This window comes from Rhodosalinus halophilus, from assembly GCF_003298775.1.
In the GTDB taxonomy this organism is placed as follows: domain Bacteria; phylum Pseudomonadota; class Alphaproteobacteria; order Rhodobacterales; family Rhodobacteraceae; genus Rhodosalinus; species Rhodosalinus halophilus.
In genome coordinates, this window is the sequence record NZ_QNTQ01000020.1 from 70,810 (window position 1) to 85,631 (window position 14,822).

Consider the following 14,822-nt stretch of genomic DNA (forward strand, 5'->3'; position numbering starts at 1 on the left):
CCGCACCGCGGAGACATCATTGCGGCCAGCACCGGGCCGAGCCGATGAAGCGCGGCCTCGATGCGGCCGAAAGGGCCGGTAAAGCGGCGGGTTTGCCGTTCTGCGCGGCGCACGCACCGGCAGGTGTCTTCACCGAAGTTTCATGCAACGCGGCGGCATCGCCCGCGTTTCGGCCGTGTCCGCCGACAAGCGGACGGACGAACCCTGCACAGGAGACCCGAGCCATGAAACGCACCGCAGCAAGCCTCGCCCTCGCGGGCGCCCTTGTCGCCCCCGGCCCCGCCACAGCGCAGGAGGATGGCCTTCCGGGCGTCCGCTACGGGCAGGTCGCAGGCCATGTGGGTGGCGGCGCCGAGGCCTACGACGCCATCGGCGGCGTTCGCGGCGTCGAGCTGCTCGAACTGGGCGATCTCGAGGGCCGCTCGGAAGAGAACGCGCAGGAGCTGGAGCAGACCCTCGCCGAGTTCGAGACCGAAACGGCGGAGATGCGCCAGGCGATCGGCGGCGATCGCGCCATCGGCAAGGCGCTCGAGGCGGCCGGCTATACTGTCGGCGACGTGGTGGCCGTCATCACCCACGACGGCGGCCGCGTGCAGCTCGTCATCGACGACGGCCGCGGCTGAAATGCCCGGAAGGGCGGGCGGCGCCGGCGCGCCGCCCGCCGAAGGGCTCACTCGAGGCAGAAGCCCTCGATGTCCCAGTCTTCCCACCCGATCCAGCCGCTGTTCACGATCGTCCTGTCCACGCCGTGGACGCGAATGTTGTAGCCGCAGGGCTCCATCCCGCTGGTGTCGAGCGACCAGTCGCCGGTGGTCAGGCCCGCGCCGTTCAGTGTCTGGTCGTAGTCCAGCGCGTTACGCGCGTCGGAGCCCGGCGCGGGCGGCGGCAGCGGCGCCGCCGGCGTCACGTTCGCCAGCGTTAGCGCGCCGCCCGCCGCCTCGGCCGAGGGCGTCACGGAGAGCGCAACGCGCCTGCAGTGCGCGTCGTCGATGCGGAAGGTGCCGCCGATCGTCTCGCCCACGTCGAACTTGCCGCAATTGCCCGTGCCCGTGGTGATCTCGACATCGACCGAGGGGCGGGTGTTGTCCACCACGATGCGCTTGACCGCGGTCGAGGCGAGGATCGCGCCCCCGCCGGACGCGCGAAAGTGCAGCTGGATGTCGTGCGGCCCGTCGTCGAGGCCCTTGAGCACGCCCAGAAGCCCGCCCGCCACCATCACCGTGGCGCTGGGCAGATAGGTGAACCAGCCCCCTGACGGCACCTGCTTGACGTCCACCGGCAAGACGCTCGGGTAGGTCGTGACGCTCGCCCAGAAGGGATCGGTAAAGGGCAGGGGGCCCGTGCCCGAGAGATCGTCCACAGTGATCTGGTATTCGAGCGGGCCGGGCGCGAAGAAGGCCGCCCCCTTGAGCAGGATGCGTCCGCCGAAGGGGCTGTCCTCGGCGATGAAGGTGCCGCCGACCGAGCTGCCCGTGGCGTAGCCGGTGGGCGCGATGCGGCCCACGGGCATGTTGCCGATCGACTCGAGCACCGGCGTGAACACGCCCTCGTCCACGCCCGGCGGCAGCGGTTCCACCTCGATCGCGCAATCCTCCCAGTCGCCCCAGTGCGCCACGTGATCGGGGTCGTGCGGCACAGGCGGCGTGTTCCAGGACAGGATGCCCCGGATCCGCGCGCGCCCGGTCTCGCACCAGGCCTTGCGATGCGCCTCGAGATCCACGGGGATCGACACCTGATACCAGAGGCCGCCCTTCGGCATGTCGGGGATGTCGTGGACCGTTACCGAGCCGGTGCCCTGATAGACCCAGCCTGCGCCGTCGTCGAAGTCGAGATAGAAGGCGACGTGCTCTTCGCTGCCCCTGGTGCAGAGCCCGCCGGAAAAGCCCGACGGGCGCTTGATCTGCACGATTCCGTAGAGCCGGCCCGCGGCGCGGTCGAGTCCCACGCAGCGAAGCTCCTCGTAGGTGGTGTCGAACTTCGGGGCGATCAGGAAATCCCCGAACACCGAGGGATCGATCTCGAAGCTCTCGAAGGCCTGCTGCGCCAGCGCCACGCCGGCGGCGGTCTTCTTCGTCGTCGCGGCGGCCATGGCGGGGTAAAGCGCGCGCATCGCCTGGCTCGCGTCCTTTGGATCGGCCGCCTCGAGCAGTTCGGCGACCGGCGGCGCAGGTCTGGGCAGGGGATGCGCCGCGGCCAGCGTCTCGAGCTGGTCGAGAACCCAGGGGTCGATCTCGGCGACCTGGGTCTTCTCCTTGAGCTCCAGCACCGCGCCGAGCAGTAGCGTCCAGGGATCGATCTGGATGTCGCGCTCGAGCACGTTGCCCCAGACAGGCCGCCAGTCGGGCGCGGCGGGGGGCGGCTCGTCCTCCCACGACAGGATCGCCCGCACCCGCGGCAGCACCGGATCGCCCCAGCAGATCCTGCGCCGCTTGGGGTCGATCTCGATGGCGACCGCGTAGCACAGCTCTTCCTCGAAGGGCAGATCGTGCACCGTGAAGCTCGCCACCCCGTGGTCGATCCAGGCGCCGTCGCCGTAGTCGAGGAAGAAGCGGACGAACTCCTCGCTTCCCTCGGTGCAGGGGCCGCCTCCGTAGCCGCCCTGCCGCTTGATGCGGACCACGGCGGCCAGCACGTCCGTGTCGGGGTCGAAGCCGATGCAACTGAGCTCCTCGTAGCGGGTGTCGCCGATCTTCTCGACGACCGGCGCGGGCAGCCCAGGAAGATCCAGTTTGGACAGGTTGCCGAAATAGTTGGGGTTCCCCAGCAGGTAGCTGCGGAACCGCGTCCGGTGGCTGTCGTCCTTGTCGCGTTTGGCCATGACCATCTCCTCGTTAAACTTATGCGCGCACCAATGCCCGCATAAACACTCTAAGGTTGTTTTCCCGGATGGAATTGACGGCGCGCATCGCATGCGCCCGCGGGGGCCTGATAGAGCAGTGCGTCACCGATCGAGGGCCGCGGAACCGCTTGCTCAGGACAGCCGTTCCCGCCCTAGCCAAGGGACTGCTGAAAGGAGTTGCATCATGGCCGAGCGCAAGCGATCAAAGGACAAGAGCCGCGATACCGACGAGCTGCCGATCGCCGAAGGTGAAGTATCGCAGCAGGGCCGGGCGCAGGGCCGTCTCGCCCGAAAGCTCGGGACGCGCGACGAGGAGAAACGCGCCACCGAGCGGCCCGCCGGCGCGACGCGCGTGCGCGGCGAGGACAAGAACGATAGTGGAGAACATTCCAAATGAGCGTGTTGACCAACGGCACCTGGGTTCTGGTTGCGGACGGGGAAAAGGCCCTGTTCCTGCGCAATCTGACGGACGAGCAGGATCCCAACCTGGAAGTTGTCCGTCAGGAGGCGCAGGAGAATCCGCCGACCCGAGAGCAGGGCACCGACAGGGCAGGCCGGATGCAGGACACCGGCGTCCAGCAGCTCTCCGCGATGGAGGAGACCGACTGGCACCGGCTCGAGGAAGAGCGCTTCGCCGACGATCTGGCCGACCTGCTCTACAAGATGGCGCATGAGCACAAGTTCGAGCGCATCGTGCTCTGCGCGCCGCCCCGGGTGCTGGGGGAGCTGCGTCAGAAGATGCACAAGGAAGTCGAAAGCCGCGTGGTGGGCGAAGTCGCCAAGGAGTTGACGAAGCACCCGCGCGACGAGATCGAAAACATACTTTCCAAGGAACTCGACGGGTAAATCCGCCCGGGCGGCGCCGCTGGCCCGCCGGTCGGCGCCAGGGCGGATACGCCGCGCCGCGACACCACGGGCCGGGCGCGTCGAGTGACCCGGACGCATAGGGCCGGCCGCTTGACGCGGCCGGCCCGGCATTGTGCGCGGCGCGCTCCGTATCGTCAGACGAAGGTGAAATCCTCCAGCGTCAAATCCTCGGCCGCGACGCCCTCGACGAGGATCCGGTGGCCCTCATAGGTCATCAGCGCGCCGTCGTCGGTGTCGGTGATGCTCAGCGCCTCGACGAAGCCTTCGAGGCCCGAGCCGGGCGCGTTTTCGACCCCGATCATCACGAAGCGATCGACGCCGTCCTCGAAATTCTCGATGACGTCCTCGTCGCTCGCGTTGAAGTCCCGGAAGACGAAGACATCGGCGCCGGCGCCCCCGTCGATCGTGTCGTCGCCGTCGCCGGCGTTGATCCGGTCGTCGCCCGCGCCGCCGAGGATCGAGTCGTCGCCGCCGCCGCCGGCCAGGAAATCGTTGCCGTCGCCCCCTTCGACCGTGTCGTCGCCGAAGCCCGCGCCGATGGTGTCGTCGCCGGTGCCGCCATCGATCGTGTCCTCGCCCGAGCCGCCGCCGATCGAATCATCGCCGTCACCGCCGGAGACCAGGTCGTCGTGGAACGAGGCGCCCATCGTGTCCGAACCGGCGCCGCCTTCCAGCGTGTCGTCGTCGCTGCCTGCGTTCACGACATCGTCGCCGTCGCCGCCGCGCACGAGATCCTCGTCCGCGCCGCCGCCGATGAAGTCGTCGCCCGCGCCGCCGTCGATGGTGTCGTCGCCCGCGCCGCCGCCGAAGGTGTCGTCGCCCAGCCCGCCGGAGAGGCTGTCGTCGCCGTTCATGCCGGCGATGTGGTCGTCGCCCTCGCCGCCGTCGACGTGATCGTTTCCGGCGCCTGCGGTCACGGTGTCCGCGCCACCGTTGGCGTCGATCAGGTCGTCGCCGTCGCCTGTCGCGAGTTCCTCGGCGATATCGGTGCCGATGAGGATTTCCCCGACCGCGTCATCCCCGAGATAGGGCAGGTCGAAGGGCAGCAGCACCCCGTCGAGCACATGCGCGATGCCGTTTGAAGCCTGGATGTCGAGCGCGGCGAGCGCCGGGTCGCCGAGCGCCGGCTCCGCGTCTCCCAGGGTGGCGCCGTTCACGTCGAGCGTGCCGCCCTGCAGCGTGACGATCCCGTCGGCCGCCAGAACCTGCTCGGACTGCAGCGACTCCGGCGCGACGTGATAGGTCAGGATGTCGGCAAGCAGCGGCACCGGCCCGCCCGCGCCGCCGAGCAGTGTGAGCGCGTCGACGATGTAGCCCAGCGCGCCTTCCTCGTCGTCGCCGCTGTAGCCCAGATCCTGCGCCAGCCCGACGAAGGCGGCGTCGTCCGGCGCGAAGACGGTGAGATCCGCGTCCGGGTCGTCGAGCGCGGCGGTCAGGCCCGCCGTCTGCACCGCAGCGAGCAGGATGTCGAAGTCGGAACCGTCGTCGTCGAATCCCGCGCCGCTCGCGGCCACGATCCCGGCGAGGCTGGGGGCGTCGTTGCCCGGCAGATCGTCGGGAAGGAGCACGCCATCGACGACATGCACGACGCCGTTGCCGGCCGCGACATCCGCGGTGCTGACCGCCGGGTCGATCAGGTCCGGTTCGCCGTCCTCGAGCACCGGCAGATCGGGGGTGATCGTGTCGCCGTTGAGCATCGTGAGCGTGTCGCGCGCGGCGATGTCCGCTGCCGCCTGCTGTCCGCCGGTGACGTGATAGAGGATCACGTCGTTGAGCGTCTCCGCGCCGAGCGTCGTGGCCAGGAAGGTCATCACCGCCCCCTCGTCGGCGGTGTCGCCGCCGAAGCCCAGATCGGCCGCCAGCTGGCCGAAGGCCGCGTCGGTCGGCGCGAAGACGGTGAGGCTCTGCGCTGGGTCGGAGAGCGTCCCGACGAGGTCGCTGCCCGCGATGTTCGCGTCGACGAACTGCAGCGCCCCCACGAGAATGTCGAAGTCGTCGCTGCCCAGGGCGATCTCGCCGATCGTCGGCGACTCGATCTGCGGCAGATCGGATGGCAGCAACACGCCGTCGATCGCGTGAACCACGCCGTTGTCGGCGCTGATGTCCGCCGTGACGACGAGGGGGTCGAGAAGATCGGGCTCGCCGTCGACGAGCGAGGGCAGATCGGGCTGGATCTCGGCGCCGTTGAGCGTCGCGAGGCTGTCGAGGCCGGAGATGTCCCCGGCAGTCTGCACGCCCCCGACGACGTGGTAAAGGATCACGTCGCTGAGCGTCTGCGCGCCGAGAGTCGTCGCGAGATAGCTCGTGACCGCCGCCTCGTCGCTTGCGTCGCCGGCGAAACCGAGCGCGGTGGCGAGCGTGCCGAAGGCCGCGTCCACCGGCGCGAAGACGGTGAGGTTTTGGTCGGGATCCGACAGCGTTCCCAGAAGGGCGCTGTCGGGCAGTTCGCTGTCCACGAAACTGAGCGCGTCAACCAGAATGTCGAAGTTGTCGTCGCCAGCGGCGATTTCGGCAATGGTCGGCATATTTCCCTCCTGTCGAACCAGAGCGGGAGAATGTGCCGGCCGTTGCGTAAGCCCACTGGCCTGACGCGTTCGTGATGCCGTGTGAGTCGGGGCTTCGGGCGAGCGGCAGGATGCGGGTGACCGGGGCGCCGGCGCCGGGTGCGGAAGGCTCAGCCGGCGGTCGCCGAGGCGGTGATGCCGGGCGCTGCGCCGGCGAGGGTCGCCGTGCCCGGCCGCGGCGTGACGATCAGGCGCGGCGGGTCGTCCAGCCGGATCACGTCGAGGCGGCAGCGATAGACCGGCTCGAGCACGGCGGAGCGCAGCACCTCCTCCGACGGGCCGGCGGCCACCGCGCGGCCTTCGTCCAGCAGCACGACGCGGTCGGCGATCGTCGCGGTCAGCGAGAGGTCGTGCATGACCGCGATCACGCCGCCGCCCGCGCGCGCGTAGTCGCGGGCGAGGTCCATCACCTGCAGCTGATGGGCCACGTCGAGGCTCGCCACCGGCTCATCGAGAAACAGCCAGCGCGGACCCTCCGGCCCCTCGGGCTCCCAGACCTGCGCCAATACGCGTGCCAGCTGCGCGCGCGCCTGTTCGCCGCCCGAGAGCTCCTGGTAGAGCCGCGCGGCGTGGCCCTCGAGATCCACCCGCCGCAGGGCTGCGCCCGCGCGCGCATCGGCGGCGTCGCCGCTCTGACCGCCCGCTTCGGCGCCAAGGCGCACCACCTCGAGCACCGTGAAGGGGAAGGCCAGGCCGGCGAACTGGGCCATCACCCCGCGCCGGCGGGCTAGTTCCCACGGCCGCAGGCCGCGCGGGTCCGTGCCGTCCAGCGAGAGGCGCCCCTCGGCGGCGATCTCGCCGGTGAGCGCGCGCATCAGCGTCGTCTTGCCCGAGCCGTTCGGCCCGACGATCACCGTGACCTCGCCGGGGTGCGCCAGGAAGTCGAGGCCGTCGAGAATCGTGCGGCGGCCGAGGCGGACGGTCAGGTCGCGGGCTTCGAGCATGGCGCCTCTCACAGGTCGAGCACGCCGCGGCGGCGCAGAAGGATCCACAGGAAGACCGGCGCCCCGAGCAGCGCGGTCACGATGCCGATGGGAAGCTCGGCGGGCGCGATGACGCTGCGCGAGAGGATGTCGGCCCCCACGAGCAGGCTTGCGCCGAGGAGCGCGGCATTGGGCAGAAGGAATCGATGATCCGGCCCCGTCGCCAGGCGCAGCAGATGCGGCACCACGATCCCCACGAAACCGATCCCTCCCGAGACCGCGACCGCCGCGCCGGTGGCCCCGGCGACCGCCAGGATCGCGAGGTTCTTCATCCGCTGCACGGCGATTCCCATGTGCGCCGCCGCCGCCTCGCCCAGAGCGAGCCCGTTGAGCCCGCGCGCGAGCCAGAGCGTGCCGGCCATCGCCGTCAGCATGATCGGCCCGGCCACGGCGAGCTTCGTCCAGGACGCGCCGGCGAGCGAGCCCAGGCCCCAGAAGGTCAGATCGCGCAGCTGCTGGTCGTCGGCGACATAGACGAGCAGGCCGGTCGCCGCCCCCGCCAGCGCGCCCAGCGCGATGCCGGCCAGCAGCATGGTCGCCACCGAGGTGCGGCCGGCCCGCGTGGAGACGCGGTAGAGGATCAGCGTCGCCGCCCAGCCGCCGAGGAAGGCGGCGATCGGCACGGTGTAGGTGCCGGTGAGCGCGGCCAGCGAGGCGGGCAGGAAGCCGCCCAGCACGATCGCCGTCACGGCGCCCAGCCCCGCGCCGGCGCCCACGCCCACGAGGCCCGGATCGGCCAGAGGATTGCGGAAGAGGCCCTGCATCACCGCGCCCGAGACCGCGAGCGCCGCGCCGACCAGCAGCCCGGTGGCCAGCCGGGGCAGGCGGATGTCCATCAACACCACCTGCTGGTGCAGCGTCAGCGGCTCGCCCCGCGCAAGCCGCCCCAGCGCCTCGGCGAGCGAAACCTCTGCCGCGCCGGTGGCGAGCGAGGCCCAGGCGGCGACGAGCGTCAGCACCATGAGCCCGAGGGTGGTGCGCCGCGCGCGCTGCCTGCGGTCGCCCGCCGTGGGCGCGGCCGCCTCGGCGATTGCCACCATGCCTCAGCCCTCGCCCGGATAGAGCGCGCGATGCAGGTCGGCGACCGCCTGCGCCGTGCGCGGGCCGAAGCCCAGCAGGTAGAGGCCGTTCATCTCGACCAGCCGCCCGTCGCGCCCCGCGGGCGTGGCCGCCAGCGCCGGGTGGCTCAGAACGCCGCTGCCGCCGTGGCCCTCGGCGCGGCCTTCCATCATCAGCACCACGTCGGGCGCGGCGGCCAGCACCGCCTCGTCGGTGAGCGGCTTGTAGCCGGTAAAGCCCGTGACGGCGTTCGCGCCGCCGGCGAGGCGGATCATCGCGTCGGCGGCCGTCTCCGTGCCCGAGGCGAGCAGCCGGCCGCCCTCGGCCGAGAGCAGGAAGAGCACGCGCGCGGGCCGCTCGACCCCGGCGGAGCGTTCCTCGATCGCGGCGATCTCGGCCTGCACCTCGGCGGCGAGGTCGGCCGCGCGTTCCTCGAGCCCCAGCGCCGCGCCCACGGCCTCGATCTTGGCGGCGACGCCCGCGGCGTCGGTCGCGTCGGGGATCGTGACGAAGGGGATCTCCGCAGCCTCGAGGATGCGCACCGTCTCGGGCGGGCCCGCGCCTTCCTCGGCCAGGATCAGGTCCGGGGCCACGGAGAGCACGCCCTCGGGGGACAGGCGGCGGACATAGCCCACATCGGGCAAGTCCTCCACCTCCGGCGGCCAGGTGGAGGTGGTGTCCCGCGCCACGACGCGGTCGCCCGCGCCGAGCGCGAAGACCGTCTCGGTCACCGCGCCGCCGACCGAGAGCACGCGTTGCGCGGGCTCCGCCGCGAGCGGCGCGGCGAGAAGGGCGGCCAGCGCCGCCAGCCGCAGCGCCCTCATGCCTGCACCTCGGCGGCCGCGCCGGCGGGCAGCTCCGCGACCATCGCGTTCCAGGCCACCGGCTCCGCCTCCTTCCGCTTGCCGAAGCACTGCAGGATCAGGCGGCCCTCGGCGTCGAAGGCCTCGACCGAGATCGCCGGGCCGCGCTGCGTCGGTTTCCAGACGCGCCAGACCTCGGCGATGTGGTCCGCGCGCAGATGCAGGTTGAAGCGGGGGTCCAGCACGTTCTGCCAGGGGCCCATCGGCTTGATCGTCTCGACGGGGCCTGCGTGGATCTGGATGCAGCCCGCGTTGCCGACGAAGAGCATGATCTCGATGCCCTGGGCCGCCGCGCCCTCCAGCATGGCCGAGACCGCCTCGGGCGCCAGCGGCTCGGCGTAGGGGCTGCCTGCGCCGCGGTAGGCGCCCAGGCGGTTCATCTTGAGCTTCGAGACGAGGCGCAGGAACTGGTGGGTGTCGGTCATCCGCTCCCACTCCCTGCGCAGCACCTCCATCTTGTCCTCGCGCAGCTTCGCGCCCTCGGGCGGGGTGCGGGGGGCTGCGTCGAAGGCGCGGCTCTCGTCGCCGGTGGCGAGCGCCGCGACCAGTTTCTCGAAGGCGGCGACATCGGAGGCGGGCTTGAGGTGCACCTTGTGCACCGCGTCGCCCGCGGCGTCGAAGACCTGAAGGCTGCGCTTCACGCCCTTGTCGGTCTCCTCGACCACGGCGAAGGCCTGCGCCCAGTGCTTGGGGAACATGCGCAGGTCGATCTCGGGGCCCAGAACCATCGTGGCGTGCTCGCCGCCGTGATACTCCTCGTAGCGCCCGATCCGCTCGTGGACTGCGCTTTCGTTCCGCGTGAGCGCCATCACCTCGCCCAGCGTCGAGACCGGGGGAATCAGATCGTTGGGATGCGCCTTGAGCCGCGTGGCCGTGTGGCCGACCTCGGCGGCGACCAGCGCGCCCTCGGGCACGCCGAGCTGGGCTGCAAGGTCGCGGGCGCGCAATTCGGGGCGGTCGGCACGGGCCTGACGGATGGCGTCGGGCGAGGGGGCGGCGGCTGATGTCATCCCTGATCTCCTGTCGAAAACGCGCCGGACAGAGCGTCCGTGCCGGCGGCGAAAGATACTTGACTGTTTCGCTTATGATTCTTAAAGCTGCATACCTGACATATCAAGTCAGAAATCAGGATCACGGTCACGCCAGCCCCTCGCCAGCCGGACCGGCAGCCAACGGAGAAAGCGGGAAGCATGACGAGGGGAGAGGTGCGTCTTCGGCGCGGCGCCGCGCTGGCGGCGCTGATCGCGGGGCTGGGAACGGGCGCTGCGGCGCAGGAGGACACGGGCGGGTTCACGCCGCTCGGCCGCCTGGTGCTCGGCGCGGGGACGGAAAAGGTGGCGATCGACACGCCGCAGGCGGTCACGGTGCTGGAACAGGAAGACATAGACCGCGAACAGGCCACCACGGCGGGCGAGCTGTTCGATACGGTGCCGGGCGTGCAGACGGGCGGCTCCGGCCGCCTGCTGGGCGAGGCCTTCAACATCCGCGGCATCGGCAACACCGAGCAAACCGCGAGCCAGTCGCGCGTCGTCGTGACGGTGGACGGTGCGCCCAAGTTCTTCGAGCAGTATCGCACGGGCTCCTTCTTCGGCGATCCCGCGCTCTACAAGCGGGTGGAGGTGCTGCGCGGCCCGGCGTCCTCGACGCTTTACGGCTCGGGCGCGATCGGCGGGGTCATCAGTTTCACGACCAAGGATGCCTCCGACTTCCTCGCGCCCGGCCAGACCGGCGCGCTGCGCTTCTCCACGGGCTACGCCTCGAACGGCGACGCCTGGCGCGGCGGGCTGATCTTCGCCACCCGTCCCGGCGAGCAGGCGGAGTTCCTCTTCGCCTACAACCGCGGCGAATCCGGCGACGTCGAGGATGGCGACGGCGCGACGCTGCCGGGGACCGCCTACGAGCGCTGGTCCGGCCTTCTCAAGGGCACGTTCCGCTTCGGCGAGGACGACGACCAGTCGTTGCGGCTGTCGTGGTCGCGCACCGACGGCGATCTGGCCGAGACGGTCGTGGCCCAGACCGGCGGGCCCGCGACCGCGGGCTTCGGCACGGCGGACATTCGCAGCATCGACGACACGGTGACGCTCGCCTACGGCCACGAGGGCACGGGCAACCCCTGGCTCGACCTCGACGTGACGCTGTCCTGGTCGGACACGGAAGTCAGGAAGCGCGATTTCTCGGCGGGCTTCCTCTGCGCGCCCGGGATCTTCCTGGTGCTCTGCGACAACGACGCCGCCTACGAGACGCTCACGCTCAAGGCGGAGAACACCGTCGAGTTCGGCAGCGGCGCTTGGGAGAACTACCTGACCTTCGGCGCCCAGCTCTCGCGGCAGGAGCGCATCGCCTCGGCGTCCCTGGGCGCGCTGCCCTTCCACCCGGAAGGCACGGACACCCGCGGGGCGCTCTACGCGCAGGGCGAGTTCATCTACGATGGGCGACTTACGCTGATTCCCGGCCTGCGGATCGAACGGATCATGCAGGAGCCCGGGTCGAGCGCGGCCGCGGCCGGCGCGCGTGACCGGGACTTCACAGCCGTGTCGCCCAAGCTCGCGGCGATGTACGACCTGGGCGGCAACTGGTCGGTCTTCGGCTCGCTCGCGCGCACCGAGCGGGCGCCGACTTTGGACGAACTCTTTTCGACCGAGGGCGAGGTGCAGCGCGGCCCGCTCTACTTCGGCGCGCGCACGCCGAGCCTCGACCTCGAGCCGGAGACGGCGACCACGGTGGAGCTCGGCCTGTCCTACGAGGGCTACGACGTCTGGTCCGAGGGCGACGTCCTGCAGGCCAAGGTCACTGCGTTTCACAACGACATCGACAACCTGATCTCGACCACGCCGCGCCCGTCGGGCCCCACGCCGGGCCAGCCCACGGTGCCCTATTTCTCGAACATCGACGAGGCGCGGATCTGGGGGGTCGAGCTCGAGGGCGCCTACGAGGCCGACCGCTGGTTCGGGCAGGCGGCCTATTCGCTCGTGCGGTCGGAGGACGCGGCGACCGGCGACACGCTGACCGACACGCCGGCGGACACGCTGGCGCTCACGCTGGGCGGCAAGATGCCGGAGCACGGGCTGCGCTACGGCTGGCGCGGATCCTGGGCCGGCGACATCACCACCGCTTCGGCCACGACCAGCGCCGACGGATACGTGACGCATGACCTCTTCCTGGACTGGACGCCCGATCGCGGCGCGCTGGAGGGCTTCACGGTGAGCTTCGCGGTGGAGAACGTCACCGACGCAACCTACCGGCCGAACCTGCAGCTCGACAATGCGGCGGGCCGGACCTTCAAGATCGCTCTGACACGGGAGTTCGACTGGTGAAACAGCAGCTTGCAGCAGTCGCGGCGCTGGCCGGGGCCCTCGCTGGCCCGGCCGCTGCCGCCTCGGACGCGGCGCCGGAGCTGGCGCTCCGGCTCGACCTCAACACGGTGGCGCAGATCGAGGGGGCCTGCCGGCTGACCTTCGTGGTCGAGAACGCGCTGGGCGCCGATCTGGACGCGCTGGTTCTCGAGACCGTCATCTTCGACGAGGCGGGAATGGTCGAGCGGTTGTCGCTCTTCGACTTCCAGGCGGTGCCCGCGGACCGGATGCGCGTGCGCCAGTTCGATCTGCCGGGGGCGAGTTGCGAGGGGATCGGCCGCGTCCTCGTCAACGCCGCCGAAAGCTGCGCGGGCGCGGGCGTCGGCCCGGAGGCCTGCATGGACCGGCTGGAGCTGCGCAGCCGCGCCGGACTGGAGGTGTCGGGATGACGCCGCTCGCCGATCTGATGGGCGCGCTGCGCGAGGCCGTCGCCCTGGGCGGGCCGGTCGTGGCGGTGCTCGGTGTCGTCTCGGTGGTGGCGCTGACCCTCGTGCTGGCCAAGCTCTGGCAGTTCGCCAGTCTCGGGGTCGGGCGGCATGGCGCGATCCGCCGCGCGCTGGCCGAGGCCGACGCCGGCGCGCCGGGCGCGGCGCGCGCTGCGCTGGCGCAGAGTCCCAGCCACCTCGCGCCTGCGCTGGCGCGCGCGCTGCGCGCCGGCGACGATGCCGCCCGGCCGCGGCTTCAGGCCGAGACGGACGCCAGCTTCGCGCGGCTCGAATCGGGCTTCCGCCTGCTCGATTCCATCGCGCAACTGGCCCCGCTTCTGGGCCTGTTCGGCACCGTTCTCGGCATGATCGAGGCGTTTCAGGCGCTACAGGCCGCGGGTGCGACGGTCGATCCCTCGGCTCTTGCGGGCGGCATCTGGGTCGCGCTTCTGACGACGGCCGTGGGGCTCGGCGTGGCGATGCCCGCCTCGCTCTGCCTGACCTACCTCGAATCGCGGGTGAGCGCCGAACGCGTGTTCGCGGAAGAGGCGCTGGAGGCCCTGCTTCGCCCCGGCGACGCCACAGGGTCGCGCGCCGCCGGACCCGAGGCCGCGCAGGCGATGCGCCCGGAGGCCGCCCATGCCTAGGGGCGCGGGCGTCCGTCGGCGACGGCTGTCGCTCACGCCGCTCATCGACGTGGTGTTCCTTCTGCTGCTCTTCTTCATGCTGACCTCGACCTTCACGCGCTTCAGCGAACTGCCCCTTTCGGCCGCCGCCGCCGGAGCGGCGGCAGCCGACGCGCGGCCCGTCTTCCTCCGTCTGGCGCCCGACGCGCTGAGCGTGAACGGCACGCCCGCCACGCTCGACGAGGTGCCCGCGGCCGTGCGCGCTCTGCTGCCCGAGGGGGAGGGCGATGTGCTGGTGAGTCTTCAGGGAGCGGTCACCGCGCAGCGGCTCACCGATCTGCTGGTCGCGCTCCGCGCGGTGGCGGGCGCGCAGATCCGGGTGCTGGGCTGACCATGCGCCGCGTGCCGCCATATCGCCGCGCGCGGGGCGAGCCTGAGATCGCCCTGATCAACATCGTCTTTCTGCTTCTCGTCTTCTTTCTCGTGGCCGGCTCCCTCGCGGCGCCGCTCGACCGCGAGCTGTCCCTCGTGCGCACCGAGTCGCTCGACGGGCGCGCGCTGCCCGACGCGCTGATCGTGCGGCCGGACGGGGCGACGCTGCACCGGGGCGAGGCCACGACGCCGGAGGCCTATCTCGAGGCTCTTGCAGGACGGGACGGCGCGCCGCGCGTCGCGCGCATCGTGCCCGACCGCGATCTTCCCGCCGAACGCCTGATCGAGGTGGCCCGCGCCCTGCAGGCGGCCGGCGCGGCGGAAGTGCATCTCGTGACCGAGCGGGTGCCGCGATGACCCGGTTGCGCCTGATCCTCGCGGCGCTCCTTTCGGTGGGCCTGCACGCCGGGGCGCTTGCCTGGTTCGCCTGGCCCGACGCGCCGGTCGGGATCGGCGGGGGCGGCCAACCGGTCGAGCTCGCCCGCCTCGGCGACAGCTTCGCGGATCTCGCCGCAGGAAGCGCCGCGCCCGCGCAGCCGCAGCCCGCGCCGGTGGCGGAGTCTGCCAGGCCCGCCGAGCCCGTCGAGACGACGCAGACCCGCCCCGCCGAGCGTCCGGCGCAGGCGCAGGCCGCACCTGTCGAAAGCAGCCAGACCGCTCGCCCCGAAAGCGCCGCGCCCACCGGTCCGACCACGGCGGCGCCCGCCGCTCCAGAGGCGGCGCAGGCCCCGTCCGCGCCTGCGGAAAGGAGCCAGGCCGCGCCCGCCGACAACGCCGCGCCCGCCCGGCCGACCGCGGCGGCGCCCGCCGC

The 14,822-nt window shown here is 71.6% G+C and carries 14 protein-coding genes and 1 pseudogene; 9 read left to right on the forward strand and 6 right to left on the reverse strand.

The window, feature by feature from the left end; genetic code table 11:
• Nucleotides 1–224: 224 nt before the first annotated feature.
• On the forward strand, nt 225–623 hold the full coding sequence (locus DRV85_RS16750; RefSeq protein ID WP_113290624.1) for a hypothetical protein: 399 nt from the start codon (nt 225–227) through the stop codon (nt 621–623).
• A 47-nt stretch (nt 624–670) separates the two neighbouring features.
• Here the strand turns inward: DRV85_RS16750 and DRV85_RS16755 are convergent, their stop codons facing one another.
• On the reverse strand, nt 671–2,818 hold the full coding sequence (locus tag DRV85_RS16755) for a hypothetical protein (RefSeq protein ID WP_113290625.1): 2,148 nt from the start codon (nt 2,816–2,818) through the stop codon (nt 671–673).
• Between the two features lie 205 nt (nt 2,819–3,023).
• On the opposite strand from DRV85_RS16755, the gene DRV85_RS16760 reads away from it, so the two are divergent.
• Together DRV85_RS16760 and DRV85_RS16765 are read left to right on the forward strand one after the other, a co-directional pair.
• Nucleotides 3,024–3,236, forward strand: coding sequence for a hypothetical protein (locus tag DRV85_RS16760; protein ID WP_113290626.1), 213 nt, complete (start codon nt 3,024–3,026; stop codon nt 3,234–3,236).
• Complete coding sequence (locus DRV85_RS16765; RefSeq protein ID WP_113290627.1) at nt 3,233–3,685, forward strand: host attachment family protein; 453 nt, start codon at nt 3,233–3,235, stop codon at nt 3,683–3,685. Before DRV85_RS16760 ends, DRV85_RS16765 begins: the two co-directional genes overlap by 4 nt.
• A gap of 155 nt (nt 3,686–3,840) precedes the next feature.
• On the opposite strand, the gene DRV85_RS16770 is transcribed toward DRV85_RS16765, so the two are convergent.
• From DRV85_RS16770 to DRV85_RS16790, 5 genes are all read right to left on the reverse strand, one after another.
• Entirely contained in the window at nt 3,841–6,231 is a 2,391-nt protein-coding gene (locus DRV85_RS16770) for a fasciclin domain-containing protein (RefSeq protein WP_113290628.1), read from the reverse strand.
• A gap of 149 nt (nt 6,232–6,380) precedes the next feature.
• A complete protein-coding gene (locus DRV85_RS16775) occupies nt 6,381–7,214 on the reverse strand; it encodes a heme ABC transporter ATP-binding protein (protein WP_113290629.1) in 834 nt (277 codons plus the stop codon).
• Between the two features lie 8 nt (nt 7,215–7,222).
• Nucleotides 7,223–8,293: a FecCD family ABC transporter permease gene (locus DRV85_RS16780; protein ID WP_113290630.1), complete on the reverse strand. Its 1,071-nt coding sequence runs from the start codon at nt 8,291–8,293 to the stop codon at nt 7,223–7,225.
• Nucleotides 8,294–8,296: 3 nt separating this feature from the next.
• A complete protein-coding gene (locus DRV85_RS16785; protein WP_113290631.1) occupies nt 8,297–9,136 on the reverse strand; it encodes a heme/hemin ABC transporter substrate-binding protein in 840 nt (279 codons plus the stop codon).
• Complete coding sequence (locus DRV85_RS16790) at nt 9,133–10,185, reverse strand: hemin-degrading factor (protein ID WP_113290632.1); 1,053 nt, start codon at nt 10,183–10,185, stop codon at nt 9,133–9,135. Before DRV85_RS16790 ends, DRV85_RS16785 begins: the two co-directional genes overlap by 4 nt.
• A 180-nt stretch (nt 10,186–10,365) precedes the next feature.
• Between DRV85_RS16790 and DRV85_RS16795 the strand changes: the two genes are divergently transcribed.
• From DRV85_RS16795 to DRV85_RS16820, 6 genes and pseudogenes are all read left to right on the forward strand, one after another.
• Entirely contained in the window at nt 10,366–12,489 is a 2,124-nt protein-coding gene (locus tag DRV85_RS16795) for a TonB-dependent receptor domain-containing protein (protein ID WP_113290633.1), read from the forward strand.
• Nucleotides 12,486–12,917 carry a hypothetical protein gene (locus tag DRV85_RS16800; RefSeq protein ID WP_113290634.1) on the forward strand — a complete coding sequence of 144 codons (432 nt, stop codon included), beginning with the start codon at nt 12,486–12,488 and terminating at the stop codon, nt 12,915–12,917. The genes DRV85_RS16795 and DRV85_RS16800 overlap by 4 nt, the downstream gene beginning before the upstream one ends.
• Nucleotides 12,914–13,600, forward strand: a complete 687-nt coding sequence (locus DRV85_RS16805) for a MotA/TolQ/ExbB proton channel family protein (protein WP_113290635.1) — start codon at nt 12,914–12,916, stop codon at nt 13,598–13,600. Before DRV85_RS16800 ends, DRV85_RS16805 begins: the two co-directional genes overlap by 4 nt.
• Nucleotides 13,593–13,970 (forward strand): biopolymer transporter ExbD, encoded by a 378-nt coding sequence (locus tag DRV85_RS16810; RefSeq protein WP_113290636.1) that lies wholly within the window; start codon nt 13,593–13,595, stop codon nt 13,968–13,970. Before DRV85_RS16805 ends, DRV85_RS16810 begins: the two co-directional genes overlap by 8 nt.
• 2 nt (nt 13,971–13,972) lie before the next feature.
• On the forward strand, nt 13,973–14,368 hold the full coding sequence (locus DRV85_RS16815) for a biopolymer transporter ExbD (RefSeq protein ID WP_113290637.1): 396 nt from the start codon (nt 13,973–13,975) through the stop codon (nt 14,366–14,368).
• Nucleotides 14,365–14,822, forward strand: a pseudogene (locus DRV85_RS16820) (hypothetical protein); the annotation flags it as partial. The gene DRV85_RS16815 and the pseudogene DRV85_RS16820, both read left to right, overlap by 4 nt.

Coding starts and splice junctions, on each gene's coding strand:
- DRV85_RS16750 (WP_113290624.1), top strand. CDS start 225: ATGAAACGCACCGCAGCAAGCCTCGCCCTCGCGGGCGCCCTTGTCGCC.
- DRV85_RS16755 (WP_113290625.1), bottom strand. CDS start 2,818: ATGGCCAAACGCGACAAGGACGACAGCCACCGGACGCGGTTCCGCAGC.
- DRV85_RS16760 (WP_113290626.1), top strand. CDS start 3,024: ATGGCCGAGCGCAAGCGATCAAAGGACAAGAGCCGCGATACCGACGAG.
- DRV85_RS16765 (WP_113290627.1), top strand. CDS start 3,233: ATGAGCGTGTTGACCAACGGCACCTGGGTTCTGGTTGCGGACGGGGAA.
- DRV85_RS16770 (WP_113290628.1), bottom strand. CDS start 6,231: ATGCCGACCATTGCCGAAATCGCCGCTGGCGACGACAACTTCGACATT.
- DRV85_RS16775 (WP_113290629.1), bottom strand. CDS start 7,214: ATGCTCGAAGCCCGCGACCTGACCGTCCGCCTCGGCCGCCGCACGATT.
- DRV85_RS16780 (WP_113290630.1), bottom strand. CDS start 8,293: ATGGTGGCAATCGCCGAGGCGGCCGCGCCCACGGCGGGCGACCGCAGG.
- DRV85_RS16785 (WP_113290631.1), bottom strand. CDS start 9,136: ATGAGGGCGCTGCGGCTGGCGGCGCTGGCCGCCCTTCTCGCCGCGCCG.
- DRV85_RS16790 (WP_113290632.1), bottom strand. CDS start 10,185: ATGACATCAGCCGCCGCCCCCTCGCCCGACGCCATCCGTCAGGCCCGT.
- DRV85_RS16795 (WP_113290633.1), top strand. CDS start 10,366: ATGACGAGGGGAGAGGTGCGTCTTCGGCGCGGCGCCGCGCTGGCGGCG.
- DRV85_RS16805 (WP_113290635.1), top strand. CDS start 12,914: ATGACGCCGCTCGCCGATCTGATGGGCGCGCTGCGCGAGGCCGTCGCC.
- DRV85_RS16810 (WP_113290636.1), top strand. CDS start 13,593: ATGCCTAGGGGCGCGGGCGTCCGTCGGCGACGGCTGTCGCTCACGCCG.
- DRV85_RS16815 (WP_113290637.1), top strand. CDS start 13,973: ATGCGCCGCGTGCCGCCATATCGCCGCGCGCGGGGCGAGCCTGAGATC.